We start from the raw sequence: 23,866 nt of genomic DNA, 5'->3' as shown, positions 1-23,866 counted from the left end.
TCTACTTAATGTATGATGGGAAATCATTAACTGGTTCTTCACCAAACTGTGACAACAACTTTAGTCCAACTTCTCGTCCAGCCATAACCGCTTGCCGAACAGCACCTGAATCACCGGTAATAGTTAAGCATCCCTCATTTGAGAAGCTTGTTCCATGACTAGGAGAAGTGAAGTTCAATGGTTCAACACCAGCAGTCTTCAAAGCTTTATCTCCCATAACAACACCAATTCCTGAAGGACAACCACAGATTAATCCAAAGGCTTTTCCTTCAACAGCGCCTAAGCCAAGGTGAGCAGCACCTGCCGCCCGAGCTGTAAATTGAAGTTCAAGGTGTCCTGCTTTAGCATTGTAAACATCACCAAAGGTCCGGTGAAGATTGTCAAGAGCAACACGAATTGCCTGGCGTGCATCAGCTGGATCGTCACCACCGATGATAATAAGACATCCGTGACCACCGCCGCCTTTAGTATCACGTGGCCATTCAACGTCAATACATTCCATATTGGTTGCCTTAATTCCTTCGTCCATTGCCATAATTTGTGGACCAGCACCAGTACGGTCACTTAGAATTCCTAAAGTCTTATATTGCTTTTCTACATGTAATTTATCCAATAATTGTTGGTCAACACGAGGAATAACCATTCCAATAGTGTCACCAATTTCACTAGCACCAACAAATTCGGGAACTGTACTAGTAGAATTTAGAAAGTCATTCATTATTTTTGCCTCCTGCTTGTAAAAGCTCCTAATAATAAAGCTCTTATTACAGATATTTGTACCTTTCCGTCTGTATAAGGGCTTTAACATCTAAAAACTATTCTTTATTTGGTAAGAGCTTTTCAACTTCAGATTGAGGACGTGGAATTACGTAGTTAGAAACAACTTCACCAATATTTTCAGCAGCTTGAACACCAGCGTCTACTGATGCTTTAACAGCACCAACATCCCCACGAACCATAACAGTTACTAAACCATGACCAATCTTTTCTTGACCAATCAATTTAACATTAGCCGCCTTAACCATTGCATCTGCAGCTTCAATTGATGCTACAAGTCCTTCGGTTTCAATTAAACCAAGTGCTTCTTGTCCCATAAAAATTGCCTCCTAAGTATGAATACAAACAGCGATCCGAGAAATCGCTTACAATTTGGTACATGTTCATTCTATAACATGGTGTTTGTGATATATTATCTTAAAAATACATATATTAGAGAAAAAGACAAAAAATAACAATTATATGATATTAAATTGACAAAAGAGCGCTTACTTTAGATAAATTTATGCTAGTATTATAGTGATATAGTTGATATTAACTTCTAAACAAGGTAAGTTAGGTGGATTTTTTATGTACGAATATTCATCAAAATTTCTAAATGATATTCAAAAAGTCACAAAAATTTTTCAAGATATCACCAAAAATAATATTGTTTTCACAAGCATGACTGGTGCTGTAGTAGACTGTAATACTCTTCTTTTTGATTCAAATGTTTCTTTAGACTATTTGAAAAAACTAGGATTTAAAAGTTACTCGTTATTTCCTCTCTCTATTAATTCCTCATTAAGCGGCTTCTTCATCTTAGATACCTCACACATCGAAACGGATTTTATTAAGCTATGTGGGAAATATATCGAAATATCCCTCAAGCAAACAATTGACGATTCTTCAAATCAGATCATAATTCTTAACCCTATCGAATCTTCAAAAATTAGTTCTCTAGCTAAGTCCCTCAACGGGATTCTAAGCATTGCCGGTAATTCAAACATGCTCGGCATTATCCCACCACAAAGCTTCACTATCAATGGCGGTAATTCTGGAGATTTCTCGCCGTCAGATATCGAAAAAAACATCATAATGGCACTCAAATACATCAATGCTAATCTTGAAAAGTCGCTAACTTTAGAAAACGTTTCGCAAAAAATTTATCTGTCTCCATCTTACTTAAGTCGTATTTTTAAAAATTACTTTAATGATAACTTCATCAATTATATTAATCTGCAAAAGATAGCACTTGCCCAAGAAAAATTAGTCTTCACAAATACACCGATTAATAAGCTGGCCCATTCTGTCGGTTTTTCGCAAACAAGTTATTTCACTAAAATATTCAAGCAAAAGGTTGGTATGACGCCATCAAAATACCGCAAATATAACTCCGCAATTAAAAAGATTTATACCATTCCACGTAGTCTTGATTGGCGATCAAATAAGTCAGTATACGAAATTTCAAAGGAATTTTTTGATAAAAATGAAATTTCGTTTAAAGCTCGTGATTTAAATGGCTATCCTTACATTTATTCAATCAACGATTTAAGTGATATCCGTAATAAAGCAGGTTGGGTTTATACAGTTGACTGTTCACAGCCCATCATCCCTGCAAGTGAAATTAATGTCCTTGATCGTTCAGTAATCCAATGGATCTATACCGAAAAAATTATTTAAAAAAAGTGTGTTAAACATCTGATTTTCTAAGACGTCTAACACACTTTTATTTATTCATCAAACATTGCTATTCCTAGCGGAGTCACAAATTGCGGATACAGTGGCTTATATACCTTTCGCTTCAACACCTTACTAAAGGTTGTCGTAAATTCGGTAAAGTTAGTTGCCCCGCCAACCACAATAACGGGATCATTAATCTCTGCTCCCATATTTTGGACAATCGCCGCCATTTTCTCAACAACAGGTTTAATTACCGAATACACTTCTTGTTCCTTCTCCTTGTTGCGTTTTAACTTTTCTGCCTCATCATTTTTAATCTTATAGCGTCCACCTAATACCAATGTCATATGAAAACCACCTGTTGCTTCATCAATTACGTGGATAAGTTTATTATTTTGAAAAATACTAATCCCGGTTGTTCCGCCCCCGATATCAACAACGGTTCCGTTAGATAGGCGAAGAAATTTTGCAGCTGCGGTAGGTTCATCTTCTATTCCGGTACACATCATCCCGGTTTCTTCTATTACATTAGCAACAACCTTTGCACTTTTCTCACCTGTTTTAGGTGGAATTGCCCCACATGCTGTTGTCAACTCACGTCCTAACACTTTTTCTGCTTTTGCCTTCAGACGTCGTAAAATATTAACAGATTCCATAAAATTTACAACAATACCGTCTTGAACTGCATGATCGTATTCATAAGCTCCGTAAACAATCTGATTCTTACTATCTAATACTGTTAAAACAATTGATGACGTTCCCAGATCTACACCAACTTTTATCTTTTCTTCAGGAGTAACTTTCTTTAGAGGGTGGTCACCATTAACTATTCCCGCAAATTTTTCTAACTGATCATTGCTGCTTAATAAAAAGTCTTTTTTCATTACTTTCACTTCCCAAATTTAAACTAATAAAGAGGCCGCTCTCGACCCCCTAACTATTTATTAAAATTAAACAAGTGCTGTTTGGAGTGCACAAGCTAAAATTCCACCAACAATTGGCCCACACATTGGAACCCAAGCATACCACCATTCAGCAACTCCTTTATTAGGAACTGGAAGAATCGTGTATGCGAAACGTGGGGCCCAATCACGAGCTGGATTCAACGCAAATCCAGTTGTTGTACCAAGACAGGTACCAACAACCGCAATTACTAATCCAACAATAAATGGCTTTAATCCCTGGGTAAAGTTACCAAGATTTAACAAAACAAAAATAAATGCAAAGGTTGCAATCACCTCTGAGAAGAAATTAAAAATAGGACTATTAACTGCTGGGCGGGTAGCAAAAATACCAACGTTATTTCCTTCTTCTTCATTTGGGGTTGCCTTAAATTGCGGATAAAATTGAATAATAACTAATACTGCCCCAACGAATGCTCCTAAAAATTGCCCAAGTAGGTACGGCACAACATTACTCCACGGGAATAAGCCAAAAATAGCAAATGGAATAGTAACAGCAGGGTTCAAATGACCTAGAGAACCAAGAAATCCAGCCACGTAGACTCCCATTGTGACTGCAAGCCCCCATGAAATACATACAAACCACCAGCCACTTTGTTTACCATATGTCTTATTTAAACTATTACCGGCACAACAACCTGCCCCAAGTAATATCAGAACCATTGTTCCAAAAAATTCACCAATAAATCCATGCATATCAAACACCGACCCTTTTATTATATTTCCCAAATTGTATGCGCTTTCTATACACGTTTATGTTAACACATTCACTATATACTTTATTGTCGTTATCTTATTATTTGTCCATCAACAACAATATTTTACTAATTACTCAACAAGAAAATGGTGTTATTTCCAACTACTGTCATTTTGTAAAATAATAATTCACTACAAGCAAAGATAGCATTAACATCCCACCAAGAAGAATATACCTTTGGGGGTGACCGTTAACATGTCCATAGCGGTAATCATTTTCATACCGTTGCATCGCCCCTATTATCAATCCAGTTATTCCATAAGCAATTAAACCTGCAACAAAGCAATATGAACTTATAATAAAAGTTAAACTACCTTGATGATACAAAATAATAGAACAACATCCACAAATAACCGCTAAAACTACTGAAACCAAATGAATTCCAATAAACATTTCATAGATAACACTATTAGTAGCAAGTGCTTTACTAAATATTCCTTTTAAGTTTTGCCAGCTCATGAACGCAAAACAAGTAAGCAAAATAAAGCCAATAATTAATAACGATGTAGACCAACTATTATACAAGGTCAAATACAGTGGTATATATATTCCGGCAATTCCTAGTACTACGGTGGGAAAATATAGTGACGCTAACTTACGCCTAGTCTTGGGACGTTCTAATAACGTAAAAAACTCACCAAGAAGTGCCTGTATAAAGTTTAGTGCAATAAATACTGCTACCCATCGAGTCAGGCGGTTTGGTATTAAGACCACTTGTGGTTGTCCCCATGCTAAAACTATTGATACGATTAAAATAATTGCAAGTAACATAGCACGGGGCCCATACGTTGGAAGATTCCGGTACTTATCCGTTCGTTGATATATCAAAATCAAATTATAGATATTAACAAGCAATACTAATGCCGATACCAATAAAACAGAATCTTGTAATTGTGATGGTTGAGGATATCGAATCCCCATAAGGAATCGAGCAGACACTATACAAAGCCAACTTACGGTCCATACTAACGGAATGACTGGTGCTAAAATTAATGGTCGCCGAGGTAACCATTGTTCCATGTGAAACACCTCCCCTAATATGGTATCTTACCACGACGGTATTATCAAAATCTGTTAAGATATAAATAGTGCTTTATTTAGGAGGTTAGTTCATGTTTCAACCACAATTAGGGTTAAAAGGAAGCAGCCACCAAGATCAGCTTGATGATCGGCTAATTCACCATCCTTATACTTACGAATTTTTTACCGCTAATACTGACTTTTCTGAAGATGGTTACCAACGTTTATATGATGCTATCCAATACGTTCAATCTACTGGAGTGACTCATATCGTTCTCCACCATCCGATGAAATATCACGAATATCATTCGGAAGTGGTTGCTCCTGAACAGGCATATCCAGAGCTTTACCGTTTTATTGAGGTAACTACTGAAAAACTGCTCCGCTTGGCTAGCGATCTCGATGCCCAAGTCTTAATCCATGGTGGGTATTCTGGCCCCAAAGTTCAACATATGGTTTCATTATATCCAAGCGTAACTGCTGCCCGTGAGTTTGTGTACCGTCGCTTAGATCGTTTTGCAGCAGATGGCGGTAATCATATTATGTTTGAGAATTCGATTGCACCAGTCTTTGCATATGGTGATCCAATTCAACGCGAAGAAATCTTATCTCATAATTATCGACTAGCTTTCGATACTTCTCATTGTTTCATTGACCTTCACGGTGACAATTCAGGTTTACAGTCAGCGCTAAAACAACTTCGCAATAATGTTGTCCATTACCACTTAGTCGACTCGATGGGCCAAACACACGATAGTCTTACCCTTGGTACCGGCAAAATTGACTGGGATAGAGTATTGCCTCTTCTTAATGAAAAAGCAACAAGTATTTATGAAATCAACCTTAAGGACCAAACTAACTGTTACGAACAACTAGTCAGTCATGACTACTTAACGAAGGTCTATCAAAAGCTCAACAACTAAGGAGTCGCGCTTTGAAACAATTAATAAATCAACGACATTTTTCCTTGCTTTTAACCTTATTTATCCTTTATTTGGGAATTACTTACTGGAATATTATTGCCAAATTTATTCAAACCGTTTTTTCGGCAACTATTCCTCTGTTGATTGGCTGCTTAATTGCCTACATCGTAAATTTATTATTACGTCAATACGAAAAACTATATTCCAGTATCTTTAGAAAAGCCACTGGTAAAAAAGGAAAACGGCTTTTTGGCATTGTCATGGCATATCTGACGATTATCGTGATTATCACAGTCGTATTTGCACTCGTTATTCCTGAATTAGTTTCATGTATTAAATTATTAGTTGCAAATCATAGCCATGTAATCAACCACTTTATCGATTACTTTCAACACAATAATGATTTTAAAAACTTAATCACCAGTTTTGATACAAGTAAAATTCAATGGGATAAAGTCGGTAAATACTTAACAAGCGGTGTCGGTGGAACATTTAGAACTGTCGTTTCTACTGCCTCATCTATTTTTTCAACTGCAACAACGGTAATTATTGCTTTCTTCTTCTCAATCTACCTATTGATTTATAAGGAGATGCTCCACCGACAATTTACTAAAATTCTAAATACCTACTTCAAAAAGTACAATTCCCAGATTATTAAGGTTCTGAGAGTATTTGATGAAAGCTATAGTAATTACATTGCCGGTCAGTGTAAAGATGCTGCTATTCTCGGAATATCATGTTTTATTGGGATGACGATCCTACGAATGCCTTATGCTTCGATGATTGGGGTCGTTACTGCTTTTGGTGCGTTGATTCCAATTATCGGTGCAATTTTAGGCGCAAGTATTGGTGTAATCATTATTTTTGCGATTTCACCTTTACAAGCGGGAATCTTCCTAATATTTATTATTTTATTACAGCAGTTAGATAATCGAATCACCTATCCTCTCGTGGTCGGAAAATCAATCGGTCTTCCCAGTGTATGGGTCTTCGCTGCCGTAATCATTGGTGGGGGGATCTCTGGAATTCTTGGAATGATGTTTACGGTCCCATTCTTTGCTGCAATATATAAACTAATTAAAGCTGATACCGCCAAACGTAACACGACTAGCAAATAATTTGTTTTAAAAAATGAACCCACATAGTTGGATAAAAATCTAACTATGTGGGTTCATATCTTTTTACTGTAATTCTGCTGGTACTTCTGCACTCGGATTGTCTTTAGTTAAATGGTAAATAGTAGAAGCATTTACACCAAAGTAATGATTAATAAGCTTGCTTAATTCTTCCATTGCTTCGTTTGCACGTTCAATTTGTTCTGGATTAACTGCTTCCATAACTGCAACGACATTTTCGGAATCTTCAGTAAGCATTGTCCGCTGGGCTTCACGCCAATTTAAGCATCGACATACTGCGCCGTCGTTATCGTAATAAATAACTTCACCTGATAATGCTGGTTCATCATCATCGGCTCCTACTGGACGGAAGCTCTCGCCACCTTTAGCAACTCCAAGGTGAAGGTCACCGGTAATTTTATTACGATCTTCAATCCCGACCGGAACCCCATAACTTAACGAAATACTATTATATACATCAACAAGTGGTTCAATTGGTTCAAAACTACGACCTTGATTAGCTCGCTTTAATAACGCTTCAATAGATGAACGGGCACCCTTTTTCTTTTTAAATTGTTGAAAAGCTTTTCGCCATTGATCTACCACTGGATTTAACCGAAAAGTTTCATTGGTCAAAAACTTGTCAGCTTCGTGTGTTGCATCTGCGAGTAGTTTCTTTCGTTCATCATAATTTTCACTGTTATCATGGTTGTTAATTCCATTCGCAAATAATATGTTAATTTGCGCATCTGGAAAAAGTTCCCAAAAACTTGGATCAATTGTTACTTGCTTCATAAAACTAGTCTCCTTCATTTAATATTGGCGTTTGCCCCCACGCTTAACGGTTTCCCAATCACCATCAATATTTTGGCGAATACGAACTAAATAATCATGAACCTGTTGGGCTTCTTCTGCCGAAAAGCCCTTCAATGCCTCATTGTTCGAATAACGGTTTTCACGAATGATAAACGGGTATATTGACTTACCCTTTTCAGTAACGTATAACCGTTTAATTTTTTTGTTTTCAGGATCATTTTTTCTTTCAATGAAACCATTTTTCTCAAGTTTCTTTACGGCGCGGGCAATCGTTGTCCGATCAACTTTTATCAAATTTGATAGTTGTTCTGAAATAATCCCAGGATGTTCATAAATACGTACAACATAAAGGTATTGTCCGCGGGCTAAATCAACCTGTTTAAACTCAATATTGGCAATTGAGTCCAGTGCCCGGTCAATCATCCCTATTTCTCGTAAAATATCAATCATTGATAAAAATCTCCTTAACCAATAATAATCTCTTTTTGTTGCAAATGCAACAAAAAGAGAGAGGAAAACTATTTTTTCTCCAGTGGTGCCGGTTGTGCTATTTTCTGCATTGACGCTAATAACTGAGTAGCGTGCATCCGTGATAAAACAGATTTTAATGCTAACGTCATTAAACGATCATTTTGCGGATTAATTACATTATCACTAGGAATCTCCTGACCGGCTAATAAAGCATTCAAAATCTCCACAAAGCGATCATATGCTGCCTGCGGGTATGAATTTATTGTGACTTGCGCAATTCCTGCTCGAATATCGTCTAAAGAGAAATTTGATTTTAGTAACCCAATAAGCAACAAGTCAACAAGCTGATTAACTGCATACTTCTTTTTTATCGGCGCTTGGATAACTTTCTTCTTAACATAATTATTCACCATTGATTTTGTGAGTGGTTCAATTCCTAAATGACTAAGTTGTTCATTTACAATAGCTACTACCTGGTCAACATAAAGACCAAGCGTTGGCAGTTCTTTCCATCGTGGAAAACGCACTCGTGCTAAATTATTCTGCCATTGTTGGTACTCTTTTAGTTTATCCATATTATTACTCACTTTCTAACGGTGCAATCCCAATCGATTGATTTCGAAAATCATCGGTTGTCACTGCTCGTTTAATCACTTGCGCAACTTGCTCAATTCCAATCCCTTCACCGGTTAATAAACTTCCTTCATTTACAATTTTAACATTCGTATCATTATCAATAATCGGTAATGTTCTAATAATTGTATATGGCAGCTCAAACTCATCAATCATTTTTACTGCGTATTGGTGGGCAAATACTGCTTGAACTGCTTGTTTACCATACCATGCTTGAAGCTGCTCATCAGTCGCATCATCTGCGGTTCCTGCAATGGATAGCATAACAATTTTAGCTGGCGGAAATAATGAATTGTCGATTAATTTTGCTAATTCTTGTACTTCGTCATCAACATCTTCTGTAACTGTTGGCAGCCAGCATAACACATCCCCACTTTGTAAAATGATTTTAAAGTTAGTGGTTGCAACTGCAGCAGAAACACTTTCCATCAACAAGGATACCAATTTATCATGACGGCGACTAACAAAAACTACACGACTCATTTTTCCCTCCATATTAACTAATATGCCATTAATTCATCTTCAATTGTTGCGTCTTCAATTCGCACATCCGTAATAGTACTCTGCTCTAATAACGGCAAAAGCGCTTGAATATTCCCCGTAAACAAGAAACGCGTTTCATCAGTTGCCTCTTCTAACATATGTGCACCCATTTTCACTGCTACGTCAATCGGTAATCCCGTTCCCATAACGGTAACCGTACAGTCAACACCCTCATTCATTGACAAATCACGAGCCGATGTCAAGTGACTACCATTAAAGTAATATAACGTATCAGCATAACGCATCAAGGTTGATATATCACTACTTGTAAATAATACAAGAGCATCAACTTTTTGCGCATAGTCTTTAATAAGACTACCGAGTAATTGTCGTTGTTCGACATTTAGTCCATCAAGTGCATTGCTTAGTATAACAATTGGACACTGCCATGCTAACAAGATTGCTACCCGTAATTCTAATTGCTGATTATCATTTAATTCAGCAATAGCCTGATCAGCTGTTATTTTTAGCGACTTAATCATTTGCAGGGTTTGTTCTGGCGAAAGGGCGTTTTCACGATGCCGCAACATCCGTTTAACCGCCTTCTCGACTGTTTTCCCCTTTAAAGTTACGTCATCGATTCGGCCAATATCAGTTTTACTCTGGCGCTTATACTTTTTAAACGGCACCCCATTGATCGTTACATCGCCGCTCAAAATATTGCCACGAACAGCTAACAACTCTTCCAACGCATTAGCAGCCCCGGTATCATTACTACAGATTCCTACTAGTTGTGGCGACTTAAGCTCTAATGAAACATTATCTAATTGATCTCCCGATTTAGCATCAAATGTTAGATCATTAATTGTAATATTACTCAATATTTAACCTCTTTTCATAAGTTATTTTATCTGTATTAATCTTATCATTTTTTAGTTAATGAACGAAATAATCCAGTATTTCTTTTTTGTTTACTTAAGTTGGTAAGCTTTTAGGACAATGGTAAAATAATAATCAAGAATTATACCTAATTTAAAGAAACGAGGAATGTTATTTTGAATAACGGCCAGTTGCTAACTAACTTTGTAATTATCATAATTACTTTTATTTTTGCAGCATTTTTCGTGGCTGCAGAATTTGCCCTTGTTCAAGCACGAGTGACTGCGCTAGAAGAATTGCAGCAAAAGCGTGATAAGCCTTCTGCTAAAATCAACCGTGCTATTAAAATGGTTACAAATTTAACAGAGTACCTTTCAACTACCCAAGTTGGTGTTTCAATCTGTGGAATTATTCTTGGGTGGGTTGGTGAAGATACGATTGAATCTTTACTTTCTAGCGCCTTAGCGATTCCAAATTGGCCATTAAATAATAGTGCCATTCATGTAATCAGCGCCGTCATTGGTGTTTTGCTTTTGACTTATTTTGAGGTTGTCCTTACAGAGATTGTGCCTAAAAATATTAGTATTGACCTACCGATAAAAACACTGCTGTTCGTTGCAACGCCACTACACTACTTCCATATCACATTTTATCCTTTCGTATGGCTTCTTAATAATTCCGCAAATGGAATTGTTAAGATGTTAGGGATGAAGCCTGCCGATGAGAGTCAAGACGTTCTTTCTCAAAGCGAGATCATTAGTTTGTCACGTAACGCCGTCAAGGGTGGTGAACTTGAACACAATGATTTGCTATATATGGAACGGGCATTTGACTTCAATGATAAAGTCGCTAAGGATATCATGATTGACCGTACCCAATTAACAGTGATTGATATAAATAAAACGGTTAACGATGCGATTAAGTTATACCTAAAGACAAAGTATAGCCGTTTACCCGTCGTAGCAGACAACGACAAAGATAAGATTCTCGGTTATGTGTTTAATTATGACTTAATTCGTCAAAAACAAATTAACGGGAATGTTTCGCTAGCAAAGGTTCTCCGTCACATGCCCACTACCCCAGAAAGCACTCCGATTACTGAAGTACTAAAGTTAATGATTAGGACAAGGGTACCAATGGTCGTAGTTGTTGACGAGTATGGTGGTACAAGTGGAATTATCACCGATAAGGATATTTATGAAGAATTGTTTGGTACCGTTCGTGATGAGATCGATAATGTCTCTGACAATATGATTGCTAAAATTGGCGAGGACAAATATCGCGTTGATGGTAAGACTACGATTTATGATTTTGAGCGATTCTTCCATATTGAATTGAAGGATAGCGACGATAGTGATGTTGTTACCCTCTCTGGATATATTCTTGATAACTATCATAATGTACACGAAGGTGAAACGATTCAGCTAGCTAACCTTAGTCTCAAAGTCGGCGATTACCATAATTCATATATCGACAGCTTTATCGTTAGCCACCAGCCGAAGTAAAATTTTACATTTTTGCAACAATAGACTCATTATTCTTTTAATTATGCCTGTTTCTGCTAAAATAGTTTTGTAATCTTTTTAAACTAAATCTAAATTAGAAGGAAGAAAATCACATGGCACCAATGAATATTATTTATATTTCGTTAGAGGGAAATACCCGTTCTTTCTTAACACGGATGCAAGGTTATGCTAAGCAACAACACAGTCTCAGCGCAGACAGACCACTTATCGAACTAAAAGAAGTTAGCGATCAGACCCTTCCAGCTGACGAGACAGAACCTTTTTTTGCCTTTGTTCCAACATACTTAAACGGTGGAAATGGTATTGATTCTGGCTTTACTGAAATCATGACAAATGCTTTAGGGGAGTACATTGCTCATGGTGATAATGCAAAGCAGTGCATCGGTGTTGTCGGCAGTGGTAATAAAAACTTTAACGAACAATATTGTTTAACCGCACGTAAGTATTCGCGAGACTTCAATGCACCATTTCTCGCAGATTACGAACTACGGGGTACTTCACAAGATATTGAACGAATTTATTCCATTCTTTCTAAACGATGGAATGAAGTTAACGCTTAAGCAAAAGGAGCAATGAGAAAGTTATGCTTTCCCACTGCTCCTTTTTATATGCTATTCATTTTATTCCTGCTTACTTGCACTTATTAGCCACGTGACCCCGTACTTATCTACTATCTGACCCATCAAATTGTTTAATACCCAATCTCCAAACGGCACCGTCACCCGTTGATTCTCTGACTTTGCTAAACGATTAAACAAATTACGCGCAGCTTCATCATCATTTTTAAAATCAAGCATTATGGAAATTAAGGTTGACGTCTGAGGATGACCCATTGTTGCATCTGAACAAATAATTTTTTGCCCTGCAATCATAAACTCCCCTCGCATTGTTGTCTGGTTTAACTGGTCAATTGGTAAGCCAAGGTTTTCTGCTTGTTCTTTTGATAAGGGCTTATGATACGTAATCTCTGCGCCAAAATCTTGTTCATAGTAAGCCATGGCTTCCTTCGCATTTTCAAATGTTAGGTACGGGTATATTGCCGTCATAGTATTCCTCCGAAAAAATATTCACTGTTGATTATATGTTTTGAAACACATTCCGTCAAACTAACTTCAAATTGGATTAGCTACTTCTAACCGTATATTAATCATAACTAAGGGCGCATTATGATATAATTGTCTAGTCTATTATCAGGCCGATACCAAAATATACAGAAGAAGAAAGGATGAATTTTTTGGAAAAAATCAAAAAACATAGTCCGCTATTAATCCTCGGGTTATTGCTTTTAGGGGTTTGCATGCGGATGCCTATTACAGCTATTCCATCTGTTATCAAAGATATTGCAAATACATTCAATGTTGAGACTACCAGTTTAGGAATTTTAACTACTATCCCCTTGCTTTGCTTCGGGCTGCTATCATCGGTCGTTTCTGCCCTCGCACAACGGATTGGAAACGAATTAACAATCGAATTAGCAATGATTCTCATGTTTATCGGTTCATATCTGCGAATATTGAACTTTTCTTCCTTAATGGTTGGTACTATCCTAGTCGGAGCTGCTATTACTTGTATTAATGTTCTTTTACCAGCAATTATTTCTGACAAACTCCCTAATCGTATCGGCAGTGTAACGGGAATGTATAATGTTGCCATGACATTATTCGCCGCAATAGGTGCATATGTCATCACCCCGATCACCCATGCGACTAGTTGGGAGACTGCCGTAATTATTATTAGTGCTATCGCCTTAATTGCAGCAATTATTTGGGTACCAAATTTGCGTTACAATCAGCGAGCAGCCAATAGCAGTGAACCAGCTGATCGTGGTACAAACATGTGGAAAAATTCTAACGCATGGTGGCTACTGCTTTTCTTCGGTGGACAATGCTTTGTATTTTATAGCATTGTAGCCTGGTTACCAACAATTGCAATGGATGCCGGCTTAACTAGTGATCAAGCAAGTCTTGTTGCTGGTTTGTTGCAGCTTTTCTCCATGCCTTTTGCCTTCCTTGTTCCTGTTATTGCTACAAAAATGCAAAACCGACAACCAATTATGCTATTTGCCGGAATTGTTTCCCTAATTGGAACGGGTATGATGTTTTTCCCAGTTAACTCATTTGTTTATTACGCTTTTGTTGCCCTCTTCCTTGGTATGGGGACGACAACAACTTTTGTCCTTGCAATGACCCTCTTCGGTCTCAAGACAAAAAGTGCTGCTGATACACGAAACCTTTCGGGGATGGTTCAATCAGTCGGTTACTTAATTGCAGCGTTAGGCCCAATCGTTGTTGGGAATCTCTATTCACAAACACATAACTGGGTTGCGAGCCTTATCGTTATCGCCATTGCGGCTATCTTCTTTACCGTATGTGGCGTTATCGCAGAACGAAAACAGTTTGTATAAGAGTTAGGGAACGAAATTGCTGACTTCGTTTTCACACTCCACGAGCATAAAAAACTCCAGAGTTCGGTTTTACCGATACTGGAGTTTTTTTGTGCCATGTTATTCACATAACTTAAGTACTTATATATATTATATATGGTCCATTTCTGGCACATTAGTCTAACTAATCACAATTAATTTTAAAATTTTTTTGCTCTAGACCATTAATTATCAAACGCTTAACAAACGCAAGCTAACAAGGCGTTTTACTTCAATGGTCCATTTGCATTTTCTTAAAAATCATCTTAGAAAACGTTTACTTTGATAGTGCAGATTGCGCTTTAAGAGTATATAATTGTCACGGTATAAGAATTTTCTGAAATTTCAGAAGGAGTGAACATTTTGGCTACAGAAAACAAGGCTGTAATTACATTATTCGGTGCTACCGGTGACCTTGCAAAGCGAAAACTTTATACTGCTTTATTTAAGCTTTATCAAAAGGGTTATCTCGCTGATCACTTTGCATTGTTAGGTACATCTCGTCGCCCATTATCAGATGAAGAATTTCAAAAAATTGTTTTGGATTCAATCAGTAACATTCCAGAAACTGAGAATGGTCAAGCTGAAGCATTCTCAAAGCACTTTTTCTACAAGTCACATGATGTTACCAAGCCAGAACACTATGAAATTCTTAAGCAACGTCTTGCTGAATTAGACGAACAATTTGGAACTGAAGGTAACCGCCTCTTCTACATGTCAATGGCCCCACAATTCTTTGGTACCATTGCATTAAATTTGAAGAAGCAAGGATTATTAACTGATAACGGCTTTAATCGGTTAGTTATTGAAAAACCATTCGGTCGCGATTTTGAATCTGCTAAAAAGCTTAATGACGAATTATCACAAACATTTAGCGAAAATCAAATTTTCCGGATTGATCACTACCTTGGTAAGGAAATGGTTCAAAATATCCAAGCTTTACGTTTTGGTAACACAATGATTGAATCGCTCTGGAACAATCGTTATATCGACAACATTCAAGTTACATTAAGTGAAAAGCTTGGTGTTGAAGAGCGTGCTGGTTACTATGACCAATCAGGAGCATTACGTGACATGGTCCAAAACCACATCATGCAAATTGTTGCTCAACTTGCAATGGAACAACCAGTTGCATTTACTGATGCCGATGTTCGGGTTGAAAAGATTAAGGCTCTTCGTAGTCTCCGTCTATATACTCCATCCGAAGCAGCTGGTAATTTTGTTCGTGGTCAATATGACGCTGGTGACGGCACTAATGCTTACCGTCATGAAGATGGCGTAGATCCAGAATCAGGAACTGAAACTTTCGTAGCTGCTAAATTAATGTTTGATAACTATCGTTGGTCTGGAGTACCATTCTATGTTCGGACTGGTAAAAAGCTTGCTGACAAGTTTACCCGCATTGACGTTGTCTTCAAGAAACCATTAATTGATATTTTTGCTAACCCACGTTCCGAAAGTGACCAATCACTTAATTCTAATGTTTTGACGATTTTTGTTGAACCTAAGTCTGGTTTTGCAATTCAATTAAATGCAAAACGTGCTGGCCAAGGATTCACTACTGAACCAGTCGACCTTAGCTACTTGCAAAGTGACTCTGACAAGAAGGAATCACCAGAACCATACGAACGTCTCTTCCATGATGCTCTTGAAGGAAACCACACCAACTTTGCTTCATGGGCAGAAATTGCATACGCATGGAAGTTTGTTGACGTTATTCGGAAACTCTGGGATATTGAAAAGCCTCAATTCCCTAACTACACACCAGGTTCAATGGGCCCAGCAGCTTCAGATGAATTGCTAGCTCGTGATGGTCGTAAGTGGGTTTATCGTTTAAATCATTAATTTACTGTAAGCGATTTATAGTTATTTAACTATAAATTGCTTTTTTTATTATAAAATTTGATGTTTAGCGTTTGCACTATCACCAAATTTTGTTATAATCAAGGTTGTGAAATATATTACATAAGTATTGAGGAGAGTGACTTTAATGTCTGATCAAAAAGCACAAATTGGTGTTGTTGGTTTAGCTGTTATGGGTAAGAACCTTGCACTGAACATCGAAAGCCGTGGCTTCACGGTTGGTGTATACAACCGTCACCGCAACCGTACTGACGACATGATGCGTGACCACAGTGATAAGAAGTTAGTACCTAGCTACACTATTAAGGAATTCGTTGACTCACTAGAAAAGCCTCGTCGTATCCTTATGATGGTTAAAGCAGGTAAGCCAACAGATGCTCTTATCGATGAATTATTACCATTACTTGACAAGGGTGATGTTTTAATCGATGGTGGTAACACTAACTTCCACGATACTATGGCTCGTAACGCTAAGTTAGACAAGTCTGGTATCAACTTCATCGGAATGGGTGTTTCCGGTGGTGAATTAGGTGCTCTTCACGGTCCATCACTTATGCCTGGTGGTCAAAAAGAAGCTTACGACTTAGTTGCTCCAATCCTTACTAAGATTGCTGCTAAGGCTGAAGAAGACGGCAAGCCATGTGTTGCTTACATTGGACCAAACGGTGCTGGTCACTATGTTAAGATGGTTCACAACGGTATCGAATACGGTGATGAAGAATTAATCGACGAAAGTTACAACATCATGCGTAATGTTTTGAAGATGCCTGTTGATGACATTGCTAAGACATTTGCAGAATGGAACAAGGGTGAATTAAGCAGTTACCTTGTTGACATTACTGCTGACATTCTTACTCGTAAGGATGACCTTGGTGATGACAAGAACAAGCCAATTGTTGACATGATTCTTGACCGTGGTGCTAACAAGGGTACTGGTAAGTGGAGTTCAATGACTGCTCTTGATGGTGGTGCTCCTCAATCTGTTATTACCGAAGCTGTTTACGCCCGTTACATCTCAATGATGAAGGACGAACGTGTTCAAGCAAGCAAGGAATTGCCTGTTGACACTGAAGCTATCTCAATCGATGATAAGACTGAAATGATTGAAAAGGTACGTCAAGCCCTCTACTTTGGTAAGCTTATGAGTTACGCTCAAGGATTCGAACAAATGCGGATCGACTCCGAACGTTACAACTGGAACCTTAAGTATGGTGAATTAGCTCAAATCTGGCGTGCAGGATGCATTATCCGTGCACAATTCTTACAAAACATCACTGATGCCTTCACTAAGAACCCAGACTTGAAGAACTTACTTCTTGATGACTACTTCAAGGACATTGCTAAGAAGTACCAAAAGGCTATTCGTGACGTTGTTGCTCTTGCTGTTAAGGCTGGTATTCCTGTACCTTCACTTAGCGCTGCTATTAGTTACTACGATTCATACCGTTCAGAAGTGCTTCCTGCAAACTTGCTTCAAGCTCAACGTGACTACTTCGGTGCTCACACTTACGAACGTACTGACCGTCCAGGTAACTTCCACTACAGCTGGTACGAAGAACAATAATCAAATAATAATTGATTTAAAAAGGACCGAGATTTCGGTTCTTTTTTTATTTTCTTCACAATTTAAGTAAAACATGTTTTGATTAACCTAGAGGTGATTAAAATGAATAAAGTGTTTATGACTGGTTATTACCAAGGAGTAGTTGAAACTGCCCCTGCTACCCTTTCAGCAGCTAAGGTCACACAATTGGCGGTTGCCATGACCATTTTACATTTACGACACGCTAATACTAACATTACATCCATCCACGACTTCTTAGTAACTGATCTTCATGTAGACAAGCGACTTGTAAATAAATATATTAATTTAAACGCTGACCAATTAGAAACTGCTCAGGCAGAAGTACTTGCACTAGCCTTTAAAAAATAAAATTATTCATACTCTTCTCTTTTTCGTAAAACTTTACTAAAATCAGATTGACTTTTTCTATGAAAACGCTTACTATTATGACTGTAAGATATTTTATGTTGTTGTAGAAAAGGAGAGTTAACATGGATGCGAAAATTGAGAATTCAAAGAAAGAATCTCATGTTGTTCGTTCCCGCTTGGCATATTCGCTAGGTGCGTTTGGACATGATGCTTTCTTTGCATTACTTTCTACCTACTTTATGATGTACGTCACTGGTCACTTATTTACTACTAGTGACAAGGCTTTTGATAATCGGATGGTTGGATATGTTGGTGCCATCATCATGATTTTGCGGATTGTTGAATTGCTAATTGACCCATTGATTGGGAACGCAATCGACCGGACCAACACTAGATGGGGTAAATTCAAGCCATGGGTTGTTGGCGGTGGTGTTATTTCTGCCGTTCTCTTGGCTGCCCTCTTCACGCCATTAGGTGGTTTAAACGTAAGTAATCCATTTCTTTACTTAGTTGTATTTGCTATTATTTATATCATTATGGATGTGTTTTACTCGTTTAATGATGTTGGTTTCTGGTCAATGGTTCCTGCTATGTCATTCGACTCACATGAACGTGACAAGATAGCTACCTTTGCCCGGGTTGGTTCCACAATTGGTGGACAGATCATTGGGTTTGTCATCATGCCAATGGTACTGTTCTTCTCCATTAACCAAAATGGCGGTACTGGTGATGACCGTGGTTGGTTCATCTTTGCCGCAATCGTTGCTGCTATCTCAGCTATCACTTCAATTGGGGTTGGGATGTTTACTCACGAACAAAAGTCATTGCTTCGTGAAAATAAGGAACAAACTAAACTTAAAGACATTCTTCATATCCTAATCAAGAATGATCAACTTCTTGCAATTGCAATGTCTTACTTATTCTTTACTACTGGTCAAACTCTACTAAACAGTTTTGAACTTTACTACTTCACTTACATTTTAGGTAATGCCAAGGCCTTCTCAATCCTTGGTGGTTTGAACACAATTGTTGGTGTTATCTCCGTCTTTGCCTTCCCATTATTCTCAGGCAAGATCGGTCGTCACAAACTTTTCTACGGGGCTGCTTCAATCGAAGTTGTTGGTGCTTTGATCTTCGCCTTCGCTGGCAAGTCATTAGCCCTTGTTTTACTCGGTGCTGAATTATTCTTTATTCCGCAACCAATTATCTTCTTAGTTGTCCTCATGACCATTACCGATTCAGTTGAATATGGTCAATTAAAGTTAGGACACCGTGACGAATCACTTACTCTTTCTATCCGTCCACTTCTTGATAAGTTCGGTGGTGCCGTTGCTAACGGGGTTGTTGTTATGGCGACTGTTGCCGCTGGTATGACCGGTGGTGCTACTGCTGCTACTGTTACTGCTCATGGTGTTAGTGTATTTAAGATTTACATGTTCTTAATTCCAATTGCTTTAATTATCGTTGGTATTATTATCTTCGTCCTTAAGGTTAAATTGGATGAAAAATCACATGCGAAGATTGTTGCTAAACTAGAACAGACTTGGGGAAATCAGTTTAACAAGGACAATGATGATACTGAATCTACCCCTACTCCACAACCTGGTGTTACCCAGATTACTTCTCCAGTTGCCGGTACCCTCGTTGACCTAAAGGATGTTAGTGATGAAAACTTCGCTGCTGGTAATATGGGAAAGGGATTTGCTATTACCCCTTCTGATGGTAAAGTTATTGCCCCATTCAGTGGTACAGTGCGTGCAACATTCTCTACTCGCCATGCGGTCGGTCTCGAATCCGATAATGGTATCATGCTATTAATCCACGTTGGTATTGATACGGTCAAACTTCGCGGTACTGGATTCATTAGTTACTTCGATAAAGACCAACACTTTAATAAGGGTGACGAATTAATGGAATTCTGGGATCCAGCAATTAAGAAAGCTGGCTTGGATGATACTGTAATGGTAACTGTCACTAACAGTAAAGATTTCGATATTAAGCTATTGAAGAATGCTGGCGATAAGGTAACCTCTAAAGATGTTGTTATGGAAGTTACTAAAAAGTAAATTAAATATTGTTCTCTAACGAACCTAAAAAGGAGTTGAGCGAAAATGATTTCACTCAGCTCTTTTTTCTATTACATGAATACTATTAAAAACAACAAAAAAGGAGCCAACTCAATAGCTCCCCTTATCTCAGTTATTTAACTACATCAACATCTGTCCGAACAACTAAAACATCAACAGGAGCATTACGCTTTACATATGACGTAACAGAACCCATCACTGCTCGTTGCATCCGTGATAAACCACTAGCACCAATAATAATCATATCGTTATGGTGGTCCCGAGGAAAGTCAAAGGAAATGATTGTCTTTGGATTTCCTAGACGAATATGGATGTCAAGGTTATCAAAATCATCCTTGTCTTTTGCATCCTTTAACAATTCATCAAGGTACTGCTTTGACTTGTCAACCAATTGATATGCGATACTTCCATCTGACATACCTGCAAAATTGTAGGCCATTGCCCGCGTATCGATAACATTTAAGATATCGACATGTGCGCCATTACGCTTTGCAATTGCAATAGCACGGTGTAGTGCGTATTCTGATTCTTTGGAACCATCGACAGGTACTAAGATATTTTGATATTCTTGATCCATAAGTTTGAACCTCCATTCAAACAGCAAGTATATATTTACTTAAATTATACCATTTTTTTATAGTAGGAAGTAAGCGAAACTATAATATTACACACTTTCACCAAGTTTTCATTAAATTGATGATTTTACAAAATTTATACTATACATTAATCTTTAATTAGAGTACCCTTAATATATCAAATATATCTTTAATTTTTGAAAGTGAGGCCGCATCATATGGATAAAATCGACCGGAAGATTATCAATCTTCTCCAAAAAAACGCTCGTGCTTCTTTAAAAGAACTATCTAAAGAATGCTTTATTTCGTCTCCAGCAATTGCGGCGCGAATTAACAAGCTCGAACGAAGCGGAATTATTACTGGCTACCATACAAGTGTTAATATGGAAAAAATCGACTTTCACGTTAAGGCTTTTATTCAGGTTCAGCTTGAACCACGGCAAAAGCAAGAGTTTTATCCTTACATCCAACAAATTCCAAATGTAATTGAGTGTAACTGTGTAACCGGTGATTATTCTGAAATTATGGAAGTTGTCTTTCCATCTACTACTGACTTAGATGACTTCATCAACATAATTCAACAGCGTTTCGGCAAAACTAGTACGCAAATTGTTTTTAGTACAAGCGTTGATCATCGCGGTGTCAAATTAGCTGCAGCTCAGGAAATAAGCAAACCATCAAAACAAAATAATTAAAAAAGAAGCTGAGACAAAGATCAACCTTACAAATTATTTGGCGAAATCTTTCTTAGCTTCTTTTTCTTTTATTCTGCTTCTGGCTTTGTACCAGGCGTTGTTGATGAATCATTTGTTTTACCATAGTTATCTAAGTATGCGTTGTATTTGTCACGGTCAAGTGCTCCCTCTGATTCACCAATAACAAGGGTCGCAATGGAGTTACCGACCACGTTTACAGCCGTTCGTCCCATATCGACAAACCGATCAATCCCCGCAATAAAGGTTAGCCCTGCCATTGGAACACCAATTGTAGAAACACTGGCTAGTAAAACCACAAATGAAGCTCCCGGAACACCAGCCATCCCCTTACTCGTAATCATCAATACAATTAGCAAGGTAATCTGATGGGCAATACTAAGATGTAGACCGTATGCCTGTGCTAAGAAGATAGCAGCTAATGATTGATAAATGGCTGATCCATCAAGGTTAAAGGTATAACCGGTCGGAATAACAAACGCAGTAATTCCCTTTTCTACACCCATATCATGAGTTTTCTTCATCAGCCGTGGCAAAGTAACCTCAGAACTAGCTGTCGTAAATGCTAGCATAATTTCATCAAGAATAGCCCGCATTGTCTTCCAATAACGTAAATGAAAAAGATGGGCCGTTATTCCTAAAACAACAATAATAAAAATAAGCATCGTTACATAAGCAATTAAGATAAATAATCCTAACGGTAATAAAGCACTGATTCCCATTTCAGCAATCGTCATTCCGATCAAGCCAAATACGCCAATTGGCGCAAACTTCATTACCCAGTTAGTAACCTTAAACATTACCTCTGAAACAGCATTTAAGACATCAATTAAAATCTTAGCTTTTTCACCAACAGCGGCAATACCTAGCCCAAATAGAACTGAGAATAGGATAACCGGCATCATATCGCCATCTGCCATTGACTTAAAAATATTTGTCGGAATAATTGATAAAATCAATGGCCAAAAGCCACTATCATGCTGTGCAGTCTTGGCGGTTGACATATATTGTGAAATATCTGTTGCATGTAATTTATGAATATCAATGAATGAACCTGGGTGGGTTACATTAGCCATTACAATTCCTAAAATTAGCGCAATGGTCGTCAACACCTCAAAGTAAATCAAGGTCTTTCCACCAATCCGACCAAGCTTTCGAATATCCCCAATATTGGCAATTCCAACAGTCAAACAAGAAACAACGATTGGCATTACGATCATCTGGATCAACCGAATAAAGATTGTCCCTAAGCTCTGCATAACTGTGATGGCGCTATTATTTTTGTAAAAAAGCATTCCGCAAATAATACCAAGAGCTAGTCCAATCATAATTTGCCAGCCCATGCTTAGGCGGCCAAAACGATATCGCTTCACTTCATATCAATCTCCCTTATGTAGTCTTATTATACTTTAGCACATTTTTAATCATTTTTTAGCAAATTTTAAGATTTTATTCAAGCAAAGCCGAACACTTTAGCCAGCAAGCGGTTATTTCATTCACTCTACTTTTGTAATTTTAACTAAAGAAAAAAGCGATTATCCCTACTGTCGATCCTAATATGATATCTTTAGTAAAGACTATTTTATTGAACAGGAGTAATATATGAACGCTTGGATAACAGATTTTATTAACCAATTTGGTTACCTTGCGATTGCATTTTTAATCGCCCTTGAAAATGTTTTTCCGCCACTGCCATCTGAAATTATCTTGACAATGAGCGGGTTTATGACAACAACAACCTCCCTTTCACTAATCGGCGTCATCATTGCTGCAACGATTGGTTCCCTAATCGGAGCCCTAATCTTATATGTAATCGGGCGACAATTAACTATCTCGCGACTAGAACGCCTACTTAGTCATCGGTTATTTAAGACGCTCGGCTTTCACCAAAGTGACGCCCAACATGCCGTAAATTGGTTTAACCGCCACGGGACAGGAGGAATTTTATATGGTCGTTGTATCCCCGTCATTCGGAGTTTAATTTCGATTCCCGCTGGAATTGCCCAAACGCCATTAGGGAAGTTTTGCCTCCTTACGACCATCGGAAGCGCCATCTGGAATACAATTTTAGTAATTCTAGGATCTATAGTTGGTAAGTCATGGAATAAGATTGTGATTATCTTTGACGAATACACGACTGTGGCGATTGTTATTATGGCAATTGCCTTCCTTTACCTAGCTTATCGTTGGTACCAAAAAAGAATCAAAAAATAAGAGAAGCATTCCAACTTGGTTTGTCATAAACCAGT

The 23,866-nt window shown here is 37.8% G+C and carries 25 protein-coding genes; 12 read left to right on the top strand and 13 right to left on the bottom strand.

Translation table 11 applies throughout. The features are described 5' to 3' along the window. Position 1: 1 nt before the first annotated feature. Together pduB and H5S39_RS05905 are read right to left on the bottom strand one after the other, a co-directional pair. Entirely contained in the window at positions 2-718 is a 717-nt protein-coding gene (pduB, locus tag H5S39_RS05910) for a propanediol utilization microcompartment protein PduB (protein WP_182596174.1), read from the bottom strand. A gap of 97 nt (positions 719-815) precedes the next feature. Then, a complete protein-coding gene (locus H5S39_RS05905; RefSeq protein WP_182596173.1) occupies positions 816-1,094 on the bottom strand; it encodes a BMC domain-containing protein in 279 nt (92 codons plus the stop codon). Positions 1,095-1,347: 253 nt separating this feature from the next. Here H5S39_RS05905 and H5S39_RS05900 point away from each other — a divergent pair, with 253 nt between their 5' ends. After that, positions 1,348-2,439, top strand: a complete 1,092-nt coding sequence (locus H5S39_RS05900; RefSeq protein WP_182596172.1) for a helix-turn-helix domain-containing protein — start codon at positions 1,348-1,350, stop codon at positions 2,437-2,439. Between the two features lie 50 nt (positions 2,440-2,489). On the opposite strand, the gene eutJ is transcribed toward H5S39_RS05900, so the two are convergent. The 3 genes from eutJ to H5S39_RS05885 all read right to left on the bottom strand — a co-directional run bounded on the left by eutJ (position 2,490) and on the right by H5S39_RS05885 (position 5,178). Further along, positions 2,490-3,323, bottom strand: a complete 834-nt coding sequence (gene eutJ / locus H5S39_RS05895) for an ethanolamine utilization protein EutJ (protein ID WP_182596171.1) — start codon at positions 3,321-3,323, stop codon at positions 2,490-2,492. Between the two features lie 66 nt (positions 3,324-3,389). Further along, positions 3,390-4,097 (bottom strand): MIP/aquaporin family protein, encoded by a 708-nt coding sequence (locus H5S39_RS05890; RefSeq protein WP_182596170.1) that lies wholly within the window; start codon positions 4,095-4,097, stop codon positions 3,390-3,392. Positions 4,098-4,266: 169 nt separating this feature from the next. Then, positions 4,267-5,178, bottom strand: a complete 912-nt coding sequence (locus H5S39_RS05885) for a hypothetical protein (protein WP_182596169.1) — start codon at positions 5,176-5,178, stop codon at positions 4,267-4,269. A gap of 92 nt (positions 5,179-5,270) precedes the next feature. Here H5S39_RS05885 and H5S39_RS05880 point away from each other — a divergent pair, with 92 nt between their 5' ends. Next, positions 5,271-6,101 (top strand): sugar phosphate isomerase/epimerase family protein, encoded by an 831-nt coding sequence (locus H5S39_RS05880; protein ID WP_182596168.1) that lies wholly within the window; start codon positions 5,271-5,273, stop codon positions 6,099-6,101. An 11-nt stretch (positions 6,102-6,112) separates the two neighbouring features. Continuing rightward, entirely contained in the window at positions 6,113-7,219 is a 1,107-nt protein-coding gene (locus tag H5S39_RS05875) for an AI-2E family transporter (RefSeq protein WP_182596167.1), read from the top strand. A gap of 63 nt (positions 7,220-7,282) precedes the next feature. Here the strand turns inward: H5S39_RS05875 and H5S39_RS05870 are convergent, their stop codons facing one another. From H5S39_RS05870 to H5S39_RS05850, 5 genes are all read right to left on the bottom strand, one after another. After that, positions 7,283-8,011, bottom strand: a complete 729-nt coding sequence (locus H5S39_RS05870; protein ID WP_182596166.1) for a B3/B4 domain-containing protein — start codon at positions 8,009-8,011, stop codon at positions 7,283-7,285. Between the two features lie 18 nt (positions 8,012-8,029). Then, positions 8,030-8,482, bottom strand: a complete 453-nt coding sequence (locus H5S39_RS05865) for a MarR family winged helix-turn-helix transcriptional regulator (protein WP_182596165.1) — start codon at positions 8,480-8,482, stop codon at positions 8,030-8,032. 68 nt (positions 8,483-8,550) lie between these two features. Beyond that, on the bottom strand, positions 8,551-9,078 hold the full coding sequence (locus H5S39_RS05860) for a DUF1836 domain-containing protein (RefSeq protein ID WP_182596164.1): 528 nt from the start codon (positions 9,076-9,078) through the stop codon (positions 8,551-8,553). Between the two features lie 4 nt (positions 9,079-9,082). Beyond that, positions 9,083-9,619 (bottom strand): NAD(P)H-binding protein, encoded by a 537-nt coding sequence (locus tag H5S39_RS05855; protein ID WP_182596163.1) that lies wholly within the window; start codon positions 9,617-9,619, stop codon positions 9,083-9,085. A 17-nt stretch (positions 9,620-9,636) separates the two neighbouring features. After that, positions 9,637-10,500 (bottom strand): P-loop NTPase family protein, encoded by an 864-nt coding sequence (locus tag H5S39_RS05850; protein ID WP_182596162.1) that lies wholly within the window; start codon positions 10,498-10,500, stop codon positions 9,637-9,639. A gap of 174 nt (positions 10,501-10,674) precedes the next feature. Between H5S39_RS05850 and H5S39_RS05845 the strand changes: the two genes are divergently transcribed. Both H5S39_RS05845 and nrdI read left to right on the top strand, forming a co-directional pair. Further along, positions 10,675-12,003, top strand: a complete 1,329-nt coding sequence (locus H5S39_RS05845; protein WP_182596161.1) for a hemolysin family protein — start codon at positions 10,675-10,677, stop codon at positions 12,001-12,003. A gap of 113 nt (positions 12,004-12,116) precedes the next feature. Beyond that, positions 12,117-12,584 (top strand): class Ib ribonucleoside-diphosphate reductase assembly flavoprotein NrdI, encoded by a 468-nt coding sequence (nrdI, locus tag H5S39_RS05840; RefSeq protein ID WP_182596160.1) that lies wholly within the window; start codon positions 12,117-12,119, stop codon positions 12,582-12,584. 60 nt (positions 12,585-12,644) lie between these two features. Here the strand turns inward: nrdI and H5S39_RS05835 are convergent, their stop codons facing one another. Further along, positions 12,645-13,070: a VOC family protein gene (locus H5S39_RS05835; RefSeq protein WP_182596159.1), complete on the bottom strand. Its 426-nt coding sequence runs from the start codon at positions 13,068-13,070 to the stop codon at positions 12,645-12,647. Positions 13,071-13,249: 179 nt separating this feature from the next. Between H5S39_RS05835 and H5S39_RS05830 the strand changes: the two genes are divergently transcribed. The 5 genes from H5S39_RS05830 (at position 13,250) to H5S39_RS05810 (ending at position 20,308) form a co-directional block, all read left to right on the top strand. Then, entirely contained in the window at positions 13,250-14,428 is a 1,179-nt protein-coding gene (locus H5S39_RS05830; RefSeq protein ID WP_182596158.1) for a CynX/NimT family MFS transporter, read from the top strand. A gap of 381 nt (positions 14,429-14,809) precedes the next feature. Continuing rightward, on the top strand, positions 14,810-16,291 hold the full coding sequence (gene zwf / locus H5S39_RS05825; protein WP_182596157.1) for a glucose-6-phosphate dehydrogenase: 1,482 nt from the start codon (positions 14,810-14,812) through the stop codon (positions 16,289-16,291). Positions 16,292-16,436: 145 nt separating this feature from the next. Next, positions 16,437-17,873, top strand: a complete 1,437-nt coding sequence (gene gnd, locus H5S39_RS05820; RefSeq protein ID WP_182596156.1) for an NADP-dependent phosphogluconate dehydrogenase — start codon at positions 16,437-16,439, stop codon at positions 17,871-17,873. Between the two features lie 102 nt (positions 17,874-17,975). After that, positions 17,976-18,242 (top strand): hypothetical protein, encoded by a 267-nt coding sequence (locus H5S39_RS05815; RefSeq protein WP_182596155.1) that lies wholly within the window; start codon positions 17,976-17,978, stop codon positions 18,240-18,242. A 122-nt stretch (positions 18,243-18,364) separates the two neighbouring features. Next, positions 18,365-20,308 (top strand): sugar MFS transporter, encoded by a 1,944-nt coding sequence (locus tag H5S39_RS05810; protein ID WP_182596154.1) that lies wholly within the window; start codon positions 18,365-18,367, stop codon positions 20,306-20,308. A gap of 133 nt (positions 20,309-20,441) precedes the next feature. On the opposite strand, the gene H5S39_RS05805 is transcribed toward H5S39_RS05810, so the two are convergent. After that, positions 20,442-20,906: a universal stress protein gene (locus tag H5S39_RS05805; protein ID WP_182596153.1), complete on the bottom strand. Its 465-nt coding sequence runs from the start codon at positions 20,904-20,906 to the stop codon at positions 20,442-20,444. Between the two features lie 216 nt (positions 20,907-21,122). Between H5S39_RS05805 and H5S39_RS05800 the strand changes: the two genes are divergently transcribed. After that, positions 21,123-21,599 (top strand): Lrp/AsnC family transcriptional regulator, encoded by a 477-nt coding sequence (locus H5S39_RS05800; protein WP_182596152.1) that lies wholly within the window; start codon positions 21,123-21,125, stop codon positions 21,597-21,599. Positions 21,600-21,667: 68 nt separating this feature from the next. On the opposite strand, the gene H5S39_RS05795 is transcribed toward H5S39_RS05800, so the two are convergent. Next, positions 21,668-22,990 (bottom strand): cation:dicarboxylate symporter family transporter, encoded by a 1,323-nt coding sequence (locus tag H5S39_RS05795; RefSeq protein WP_182596151.1) that lies wholly within the window; start codon positions 22,988-22,990, stop codon positions 21,668-21,670. A gap of 229 nt (positions 22,991-23,219) precedes the next feature. Between H5S39_RS05795 and H5S39_RS05790 the strand changes: the two genes are divergently transcribed. Further along, positions 23,220-23,831: a DedA family protein gene (locus H5S39_RS05790; protein WP_182596150.1), complete on the top strand. Its 612-nt coding sequence runs from the start codon at positions 23,220-23,222 to the stop codon at positions 23,829-23,831. The last annotated feature ends 35 nt before the right edge of the window (positions 23,832-23,866 follow it).

The organism is Limosilactobacillus rudii, from assembly GCF_014145455.1.
Lineage (GTDB): Bacteria > Bacillota > Bacilli > Lactobacillales > Lactobacillaceae > Limosilactobacillus > Limosilactobacillus rudii.
This window is presented reverse-complemented; position numbering and strand designations above follow the sequence as displayed.